This is a genomic window from Enterobacter sp. UPMP2061, assembly GCF_053709615.1.
Genome location: NZ_JBSKJP010000003.1, coordinates 391,115 through 400,795, shown reverse-complemented (window position 1 = coordinate 400,795; position 9,681 = coordinate 391,115). Strand labels below are relative to the sequence as shown.

Here is a 9,681-nt window from a genome sequence, read left to right as displayed (position 1 = left end):
TATGTAGAGCATGTAGGCCGGGTAAGGCGTAGCCGCCACCCGGCTTTTTATCGTTTCTCCGGGTATAACCCTTGCCCGGTGGCGCTGCGCTTACCGGGCCTACGGGAGAGCATGTAGAGCACGTAGGCCGGGTAAGGCGTAGCCGCCACCCGGCATGTTTTCACGCACTGCTCCAGCCGCCGCCCAGCGCTTTATACAAATCAATTTGCGCCAGCAGCAGGTTGTTTTTCACCTGTACCACGCTGGTCTGCACCGAGAACAGCGTGCGCTGCGCATCGAGCTCATCCAGATAAGAAGAGTATCCGTTGCGGTAGCGGTTTTGCGCAATCCGCAGCGTCTCCTGCGCGACCGTCTGCTGTGCCAGCAGCTCGGTAAGCTGTTCCTGATAGCGGGTGATGGCATCAAGGCTGTCATTCACCTCAGCAAACGCGTTACGCACGGTTTTTTCGTAGCTATACAGCGCCTGATTCCGCTGGGACTGAGAGATATCTACCTGCGCATTCAGCGCCTGACGGTTCAGCAGCGGCGCAAGAATACTGCCGCCCACGCTCCAGAGCTGTAGCGGGTTATCCAGCAATCCCGACAGCGTGCGATCCTGCACCGATCCCGTGGCCGTGAGGTTGATCGACGGCAGCAGGCTGGCGCGCGATGCCGCCAGCGTCGCGTCCGCCGCAATCAGCTGACGTTCAGCCTGGACGATATCCGGGCGTCGGTTCAGTAGCGTCGACGGCAGCTGGGAGGGCAGTTTCAGCGGCGTCAGGGCATCAAAGCTTTCACCGCGCGCAACGTCACCCGGGTTGCTGCCCAGCAGCAGGCTAAGCGCATTTTCCTGCTGCGCAATCTGGTGCTGAAGCAGTGGAACCTGGGCGCGGGTGGCGCGCAGCTCAGAATCCGATTGCATCAGCTCAAGGCGAGAGCTGTATCCCGTCTCAAATTGTCTCTTGGCGAGGTTGAACGCCTCTTCACGCGACTTCAGAGTGGACCGGGTAACGCGAAGCTGTTCGTCCAGCGACAGCAGGGTGACGTACCCGGAGGCCACCGAGGATGCGACGGTAAGATCAGCCGCCGCAGCCGCCGCCTTTTGTGCCTCCAGCGACGCTTCAGCGGCACGGGAGGTGCTGCGGTTTACGCCCCAGATATCCACGTCGTAGCTGGCGGTCAGGCTGCCTTTGTACAACGTACCGTATACCGGAAGCCCCGTGGCGGCGGACTGCGAGCGCGCGCGCGTCCCGGTCACGCCCGCGTCAAGCGACGGGAACAGGCTGCCGTCAGCGGCGTACACCCGGGCCTGGTACTCGTTAATCCGCTCGCGGGCAATCAGCACGTCGCTGTTATTCTTCAGCGCCTGATCCACATAGCGATTCAGATTGCTGTCGTGAAAATTTCGCCACCAGAGCTGCTCTGTCGGGCTGGCTGGCCCCGACGTCGCGCGCCACTGGGCCGGTATGTGCAGGGACGATTTGGCGGGCTCAACGTCTACCGACTGGCATCCCGCCAGGATAGTCATTATAAGCAGGCCGGCTATCGGGCGAAGCGTCATTGTTTCGCCTCCCGCGTGTCGATGGTCACCTGCACCGACATGCCAGGACGCAGCAGCCGGTACGCCTCCGGCTCACCGAGTACCTCAATGCGTACCGGGATGCGCTGGGCGATTTTAACAAAGTTGCCCGTGGCGTTGTCCGGGGTGATAGCGCTGAACTCGACCCCTGTGGCCGGGGATATGCTCTCTACGCGGCCCTGATAGGCTTTATCGTTTAAGGCATCGACGGTGAATTTCACCGGCTGTCCGACGCGTAAATTCGCCAGCTGCGTCTCTTTGATATTGGCGATCACCCAGTGCTGCGGCGGGACCAGCGTGGTAAGGTGCGTCCCGGCGGTGACGTACGCCCCCAGACGCACCGCAATCTGCCCGAGCTGACCGTCACGCGGCGCGACAATGCGGGTGTTTTGCAGATCGATCTGCGCCAGCTCCAGCGCGGCTTTCGCATTCTCAACGTCCGCTTCCAGCGAACCGCGATTGACGATGACCGTTTGTAGATCCTGACGCGACATCTCAAGCGTTGCTTTCGCCTGGTCGATATCGGCGCTCCCCTGGGCGGCACTGGCCAGTGCCGAATCGCGCTCGCGAATGGAGAGGGAGCCGTCCGCGGTCAGCTCTTTCACGCGTTTCAAATCCGCCTGGGTTTTCAGACTTTGGGCACGGGCGTTTTTCAGCGCCGCCTCGTTTTTGGCAATCACCGCTTCCGCGCTTTTGCGCTGTTGCAGGTTGTTATTCAGGGCTGCAATTTTCATTGCCAGCTGCGCCTCGGCCTGATGGACGCGCTGGCGATAGATGCGGTCATCTATCTGCAACAGCAGCTCGCCTTTTTTAACCTGCGCGAAATCCTGAACATGGACCTCGGTAATGTAGCCGTTTACCTGCGGACTGATGAACGTGGTCTGGCCGCGCACGTAGGCGTTATCGGTAAACTGGGCATGACGCGTGAACGGGGGCAACTGCCAGGCATAAAGGATCACCAGTACCCCGACAATGCCGATAGCCGCGGCGGTGAAAATGGAAACGACGCGCACATTTTTGCGGGTGTTGGCCTGCTCTTTGGCGGCATCCTGCTGACTCATAACTTCTCCTGAAAAATAGTCATTACTTGTTGCCAGTGGCGTTCTTAAGGGCCATACGGGCGGTGATGCGCAGACGCAGCAAGCGCCATAAAATCCAGACCAGCGTGGCAGTGGCAATGCTCGCCGTCAGGAGATAAGTATCGTTGTAAGCCAGAATGTTTGCCTCAAGCGCCGTCACCGTCTGGAGCTGGGTAATGGCCTGAGTTCCCAGCAGGGAACTGTCGCCAATCAGGCTTTTGTACATCTGGGTGTAAAGCTGAATCCGTTCGTTCACCAGCGGGTTAAGGGTGGTGAGCTGGTCAGCCAGCAGGCTGGAATGGTACTTCTCGCGCCAGGTCTGGAAGGTGCCGAGGATCGCGGACCCCAGCAGCCCCCCAAGGTTCTGACTCATACCAAACATCACGGAAAAGCTGACCAGATTGCGCGGATCGGCGATCACCCCGCCAATGGCGGCCAGCATCGCAGGCGCAAGGAAGAACGCGCTGCCGAAGCCCAGCAGGAACTGGCTGAATATAAGCTGATCCGGCCGGGTCAGGTTGTTGGACTGGCTGTCCAGCAGCGAGGCAACGATCATCAGCGCCAGCGAGGTGATAATCGGCCAGGCCAGTTTAGTGGGCTTAATTGTCAGACAGCTGGTGACGATACCGCAGACGATCCCGGCGAAAATAGCCCACGCCAGATGGGTCATCTGTTCATTCTGTAAGCCTACATATTGCAGCCAGCCGATGACGCCCGTGTTCTGCTCCGCCAGTACGATGCGGATCAGCAGCATGATCAGCCCCAGGCGTACGATGCTGCCGCTGGAGAGCCAACGGGTATTAAGCAGCGGGTTGTTGCGGTTATGTTCAAACACGATCGCGGAGACAATCAGCACCAGCGAGAGAGCCAGCGCCCAGCCGATCCACGGCGCTTCAAACCACCAGTCCAGACGCCCTAACGACAGAACCGCGCACAGCAGCGCCATACCGGGCGCAAGCAAAAAGAAGGTGATGAAATCTTTCTTCTCGAAGACCTTGCGTCGATCGCCCGGCGGCAGCTTGAGCGCCATCACGCAGGCCAGGGAGATCAGGGCCAGACCCAGCTCGAAGAAGTACAGCCCGCGCCACTCATCAAGCTGTAACAGCTCGGTGGAGAACAGCCGCGCCAGCGGGATCGCCAGCGACGACCCGGTTATGCCGATGGTCAGCGCCTTCAGTCGGTGCTTCGCGGGCCAGGCCTGGATCTGGTAATAAATGCCGAGCGAGCTGAGCGCGGCGGCGACCATCCCGTGTGCCGCCCGTACCATCAGCGCCGAGCTGAGATCGTTCACAAACAGGTGGAAAAAGGTGACCAGCACATACAGCACCAGGAAGCCTTCCGTAAAGGCGCGCAAACCGTACTGCTGGCGAAACTTTACCAGCAGCAGGTTGATGGAGACGTTGGTCATGACATAGACGGCAGGCAACCAGGCGATTTCAGTCGACCAGGCGCCAAAGGTGCCTTGCAGGTTTTGCAGATTGGCGGTGACGACCGCGTTACCCAGCGCCCCGGTCAGACACACCAGCAGGCCGACCACGCCATAGGCGATTCGTTTCGACGTTGGATGTTCCGGGGTGGAAGGGGAACCCAACAGGGCGGGTTTCTCGTGTGGCTGCCACTCGCGAGGAGCATAAGGGTCGCGTTGGGGCAGGCGCATAGCGTGGTTTACCTTTCTAAAAGTTGAATTGTGAGCGGGCTAATGATTCTAAGGCTGACGCAAATCATAATTCAAGTGAATACGATTTTCTCAGGTTAATCAAATGTGAGTGCTTTTTGAGAACGTTCCGGCCCGTTTTTTTCAGCATTCATGCCATAGCATGACGCGCAGAAAGGGGGATAATCGAAGGCTCTGTATGTTGTAAGGAGGTAACGATGACAATGGCACTTTTCCCCTGTCTGCCTGGCACAACCCTCGACGCCGTGAATACCGTTGGGGCGTGGCTTGCTCAGGACGACTATCAGGACAACCAGCCCGTTGATCTGGTGATTCTGGCGGGTAACGCGGTGATCCCCGCGATTGATGCTGCCTGTAAAATCGCGGCTGAACAGGGTATACCTCTGATCATCAGCGGCGGGATCGGTCACTCGACGACCTTCCTCTACGCCGCGATTGCGAAACACCCCCGCTATAACAGGATACCCACCACCGGGCGGGCTGAGGCGGCTATTCTGGCCGACATCGCCCGTGAATTCTGGAACATTCCGGCCGAGCATCTTCACGTTGAGGATCAGTCGACCAACTGTGGCGAAAACGCCCGCTTCAGCCGGGCGTTGATGAAACAAGCCGGACTGAACGCCGCCCGGGTGCTGGTGGTGCAGGACCCGACAATGCAGCGTCGCACAATGGCTACGTTTGCCCGCGTTTGCCGCGACGAGGCCGCATCGCCCGCATGGGTGAGTCATCCCGGCCTGACGCCCGTGCTGCAAAACAGCGACGACGGTCTGGTGTTTAGCGGCCCGGTCGAGGGGTTATGGCCGGTAGAGCGCTACTTGTCGCTGGTGCTGGGTGAATTTCCGCGACTCAGGGACGACATCAACGGCTACGGTCCGGCGGGACGTGATTTCATTGCCCATGTCGATATCCCTGCCGACGTGGACGCCGCGTGGCAGATCTTGCGAAACGACGTCATTCTCACCGACGCGCTGGTGAGCCGTTCCCTGCTGTGATGCTCTGCCCGTTTGCGCCATCTTTTACGCAAACGGGCATCCTGTGTTGCCGATTTGTGATTTTGGAAACGGGCTGACCCGTTTCTTTTATGAGATATCTCACAAAAACAGACTCATAGAGTAGGCAATTGGCCCCGTAATTATAGTTTTTAACATTAAGTTTACTTGTTAAAAACAGTGTGATTACAGGAGCAGGTTATGACAGTACCCGTACAACATCCTATGTATATTGATGGACAGTTTGTTGCCTGGCAGGGTGATGCATGGATTGACGTGATCAATCCGGCCACGGAAGAGGTCATTTCCCGTATCCCCGACGGCAGCGCCGAGGACGCCCGCAAGGCCATTGACGCGGCAGATCGCGCGCAGGCTGGCTGGGAGGCGCTGCCTGCTATTGAGCGCGCCAGCTGGCTACGCAAAATTTCCGCCGGGATCCGCGAGCGCGTCAGTGAAATCAGCGCGCTGATTGTGGCCGAAGGCGGCAAGATCCAGCAGCTGGCGGAAGTGGAAGTGAACTTTACCGCTGACTATATCGACTATATGGCCGAGTGGGCGCGCCGTTATGAAGGGGAAATCATTCAGAGCGACCGTCCGGGCGAAAATATTCTGGTGTTTAAGCGTGCCCTGGGCGTCACCACCGGCATTCTGCCGTGGAACTTCCCCTTCTTCCTGATTGCCCGTAAGCTCGCTCCCGCGCTGCTCACCGGTAACACCATCGTTATCAAGCCGAGCGAATTTACCCCAAACAACGCCATTGCGTTTGCCAAAATCGTCGATGAGATTGGCCTGCCGAAAGGCGTCTTTAACCTGGTGCTGGGCCGGGGTGAAACCGTCGGACAGGAGCTGGCCGGGAACCCGAAAGTGGCGATGGTCAGCATGACCGGCAGCGTCGGGGCAGGTGAAAAGATCATGGCTGCGGCGGCGAAAAACATCACCAAAGTGGGGCTGGAGCTGGGCGGTAAAGCCCCGGCCATCGTGATGGACGATGCCGACCTCGAGCTGGCCGTGAAGGCCATTGTGGATTCACGCGTCATCAATACCGGACAGGTGTGTAACTGCGCGGAACGTGTCTATGTCCAGAAGGGGATCTACGACCGCTTTGTGAATCGTCTGGGCGAGGCAATGAAAGCCGTCCAGTTTGGCAATCCGGCTGAGCGAACGGATATTGCCATGGGGCCGCTGATCAACGCCGCCGCTCTGGAGCGCGTGGAGCAGAAGGTGGCGCGCGCGGTGCAGGAGGGGGCTAAAGTGGTCCTTGGCGGTAAAGCGGCAGAAGGCAAAGGGTATTTTTATCCCCCAACGCTGCTGCTGGACGTACGTCAGGATATGGCCATCATGCACGAAGAGACCTTTGGCCCGGTGCTGCCAGTGGTGGCATTCGACACCCTGGAAGAGGCGCTGAACATGGCCAACGACAGCGACTACGGTTTAACCTCGTCTGTTTATACGCAGGACCTGAACGTCGCGATGAAAGCCATTAAGGGGCTTAAGTTCGGCGAGACCTACATTAACCGTGAAAACTTTGAAGCGATGCAGGGCTTCCATGCAGGCTGGCGTAAATCCGGTATCGGCGGGGCGGATGGCAAACACGGTCTGAATGAGTATTTGCAGACGCAGGTGGTCTATTTGCAGTCGTAATCAGGAGCCCCCTCCATGCGAGGGGGTTCACATTTTCAGGAAAGGTGGTTATGTTGGCGCGATAATGATTCTTTATCGGGAAACAACATGCGCACAAAATATACGGGTCTGCAAATCAGCATTCACTGGCTGGTTTTTCTGTTAGTCATTATGGCCTATTGCGCCATGGAGTTCAGAGGGTGGTTCCCAAGAACCGATCGTCCGCTTATTAATATGATCCACGTTTCCTGCGGGATCAGCATCCTGGTGCTGATGGTGGCGCGCCTGCTTATCCGCCTCAAATTCCCGGCTCCGCCTATTCAACCGAAACCAAAAGCGATGATCACCGGGCTGTCCCATCTCGGGCATCTGGTAATCTACCTGCTGTTCATTGCGCTGCCGCTGATCGGTATGGTGATGATGTATAACCGGGGAAATGACTGGTTTGCGTTTGGCCTGACGATGCCGCATGCGGCGGAGGGGAATTTTGACCTGGTGGATACCCTAAAGGAGTGGCACGTAACGCTGGCGAATCTGGGGTACTTCGTGATTGGTTTGCACGCCTTTGCCGCGCTGATGCATCACTACTTCTGGAAGGACAACACGCTGCTGCGCATGATGCCGAAAAAGCGTCAGTAACCGATAATGCCCTGCGAACCCGCAGGGCATTTTTTTGCGGCTTATTGCAGTTGCGCGCGCTCCTGCGCCGTTAAGTCCAGTTCCTGAGTTGAACCCGTTTCCGAAGATTTTACCGCCGCTTCCAGCACCGCCATCACCGCCAGGGCTTCCACCGGATGGACCGGGTTGTCAATCTTGCCGTTCAGGGCATCGCGCACGTTTATATAGTACTGCCGCTGGTCGCCTTTTGGCGCAGGGATAGCGCTGGCTTCACCCTGGGCATTAAACAGCACCATAGCGTCGCTGTCTTCACCCCAGCTTTCGCTACCCGGAGCGACGCCTGCCAGCAGCTGGGCTTCCTGCTGATCGATGTGCGCTTTCACCACGCTGGCCTTATCGCCGTGGACGGTAAAGCGGGCAACGCCACCCGCCACCAGCATGCTGCAATGGAGGACCACTTTGTGTTCCGGATAATTCAGCACCACGTGCGCCCAGTCGTTAATCTCCGCGCCGTCACGCAGGGTGGCGATGTTGCCCTGTACCGACTGCGGCAGACCAAAAAGCTGTAGCGTCTGGTCAATCATGTGCGGGCCTAAGTCGAACCACAGGCCGCTGCCGGGCACGTTTTGCTCTCTCCAGCGCACGCGAACCTCCGGACGGAAACGATCGATATGCGACTCAAAATGTTTCACCTTACCGATACGGCCTTGCTCAATCACCTGCTTAATGCCGAGAAAATCGCTATCCCAGCGGCGGTTATGGAAGACCGAGAGCAGGCGCTGTTTTTCTTGCGCAAGCGCAATCAGATCTCGCGCTTCCTGCATATCCAGCGTAAACGGCTTATCCACTACCACATGCTTGCCGGCATTGAGCGCCAGGGTGGCCAGCGGCGCATGGGTCGCGTTAGGGGAGGCGATAACCACCAGGTCGATATCCGGGTGCTGAATGGCCTCTTCCGGTGTGGCGACAACGAGGACGTCCGGCAGGTCGCGTTTCACTTTCTCTTCATCCCGGGATGAGACCACCGCCAGCTTCAGGCCTTCGACGGACTGGATCAGCGGGGCATGGAACGTCTTACCTACAAAACCATACCCGATCAGCGCAATATTCATTGTCTTCACTTTATTCATGACCTTCTCCACGTTAATGCGCGCCAACGGTAACCTGCAAGGCGCTATGGTCCCCGAGCTCTGCCCAGGGACGATCTAAAAACAGTTGATGAATCTCGGATAACCCTGACACCAGATACGGTTCGCACTGGTTGAGTTTTAGATGGTCGGCGACTACCCAGTGCGCCTGGCTTGCGGCCAGCATGGCACGCTTCACTTCGGCATCCGCCTCCTGACTGGCGCTCAATCCGAGTTCGGCATGGATGGCGCATGCGCCAAGGATGGCAATATCCGCCCGGTAGCGAGAGAGCAGGGAAAGGGTGGCGCTTCCGGCAAACAGGCGTTGTTTCTGATCCCACTTTCCACCGAGCAGGATCAGGTCAATATCTTCCCGATCGCTAACCTGCTGGGCGATATCAAGAGAAGGGGTGATGATGGTCAGCGGCCCCTGAAGGAAAGAGGCAACGGCCAGCAGTGTGCTTCCGGCGTCCAGAAAAAGCGTCGAGCCCGCAGGCACGCATTGCGCAACCTGTTTACCCAGCCGCTGCTTAATTTCAGGGAGCAAGCTATTCCTGCTTACTCGGGTCATCGTCGAGAGATTCAGCGCGATGGCGCCGCCATGGTTTTTTTGTGCCAGTCCCTGTTTTTCCAGGTCGGTCAGATCGCGACGGATGGTGTCCGCCGAAACCTGCAATCGCTCTGCCAGCTCGGTAATGCTGGCCTGGCCTTGCTCAGTAATGATATCAAGCACATATTTCTGTCTGGCGGTTTTATGCATGGGGCAGTATCCTGCAAAATGTCGCAATAAATCGCAGTTTACAGCATTTTGCAGGAAAGGGAATCGCGACAGGTGCGGGATGTTATCCAAAAACAGTTTAATGATGTGATTATTGATATCGCATTAATCAGTCATCAAAAACATGTATGTATCTTTTAGGTATGTTGTTATCGCTATGTTTTACTTGAAAATTTGGCTTAAGCTGCCGGATTATTGGCTCTAACCAGAATGTTTAGCTAATTTGTAATTATAAAT

The 9,681-nt window shown here is 57.4% G+C and carries 8 protein-coding genes; 3 read left to right on the top strand and 5 right to left on the bottom strand.

Translation table 11 applies throughout. The annotated features are described in order from the left end of the window. Nucleotides 1-160: 160 nt before the first annotated feature. Genes ACWKXX_RS10580 through ACWKXX_RS10570 form a run of 3 tightly spaced genes read right to left on the bottom strand, consistent with a single transcriptional unit; the run spans nt 161 to nt 4,294 of the window. Entirely contained in the window at nt 161-1,540 is a 1,380-nt protein-coding gene (locus ACWKXX_RS10580; RefSeq protein WP_017693459.1) for an efflux transporter outer membrane subunit, read from the bottom strand. After that, nucleotides 1,537-2,619 (bottom strand): HlyD family secretion protein, encoded by a 1,083-nt coding sequence (locus ACWKXX_RS10575; protein WP_017693458.1) that lies wholly within the window; start codon nt 2,617-2,619, stop codon nt 1,537-1,539. The genes ACWKXX_RS10580 and ACWKXX_RS10575 overlap by 4 nt, the downstream gene beginning before the upstream one ends. 22 nt (nt 2,620-2,641) lie before the next feature. Continuing rightward, on the bottom strand, nt 2,642-4,294 hold the full coding sequence (locus tag ACWKXX_RS10570) for an MFS transporter (protein WP_023303698.1): 1,653 nt from the start codon (nt 4,292-4,294) through the stop codon (nt 2,642-2,644). Nucleotides 4,295-4,509: 215 nt separating this feature from the next. Between ACWKXX_RS10570 and ACWKXX_RS10565 the strand changes: the two genes are divergently transcribed. From ACWKXX_RS10565 to cybB, 3 genes are all read left to right on the top strand, one after another. Further along, nucleotides 4,510-5,304, top strand: a complete 795-nt coding sequence (locus ACWKXX_RS10565; RefSeq protein WP_074163431.1) for a YdcF family protein — start codon at nt 4,510-4,512, stop codon at nt 5,302-5,304. Nucleotides 5,305-5,502: 198 nt separating this feature from the next. After that, entirely contained in the window at nt 5,503-6,942 is a 1,440-nt protein-coding gene (aldA, locus tag ACWKXX_RS10560; protein ID WP_023296575.1) for an aldehyde dehydrogenase, read from the top strand. Between the two features lie 87 nt (nt 6,943-7,029). Further along, the gene (gene cybB / locus ACWKXX_RS10555; protein WP_015570570.1) at nt 7,030-7,560 is read left to right on the top strand and encodes a cytochrome b561; all 531 of its coding nucleotides are present in this window, start codon (nt 7,030-7,032) and stop codon (nt 7,558-7,560) included. A gap of 41 nt (nt 7,561-7,601) precedes the next feature. Here cybB and ACWKXX_RS10550 read toward each other — a convergent pair whose 3' ends face one another. Continuing rightward, on the bottom strand, nt 7,602-8,669 hold the full coding sequence (locus ACWKXX_RS10550; RefSeq protein ID WP_023303701.1) for an oxidoreductase: 1,068 nt from the start codon (nt 8,667-8,669) through the stop codon (nt 7,602-7,604). Nucleotides 8,670-8,682: 13 nt separating this feature from the next. Further along, entirely contained in the window at nt 8,683-9,426 is a 744-nt protein-coding gene (locus ACWKXX_RS10545; protein WP_015570569.1) for a DeoR/GlpR family DNA-binding transcription regulator, read from the bottom strand. Nucleotides 9,427-9,681: the final 255 nt, after the last annotated feature.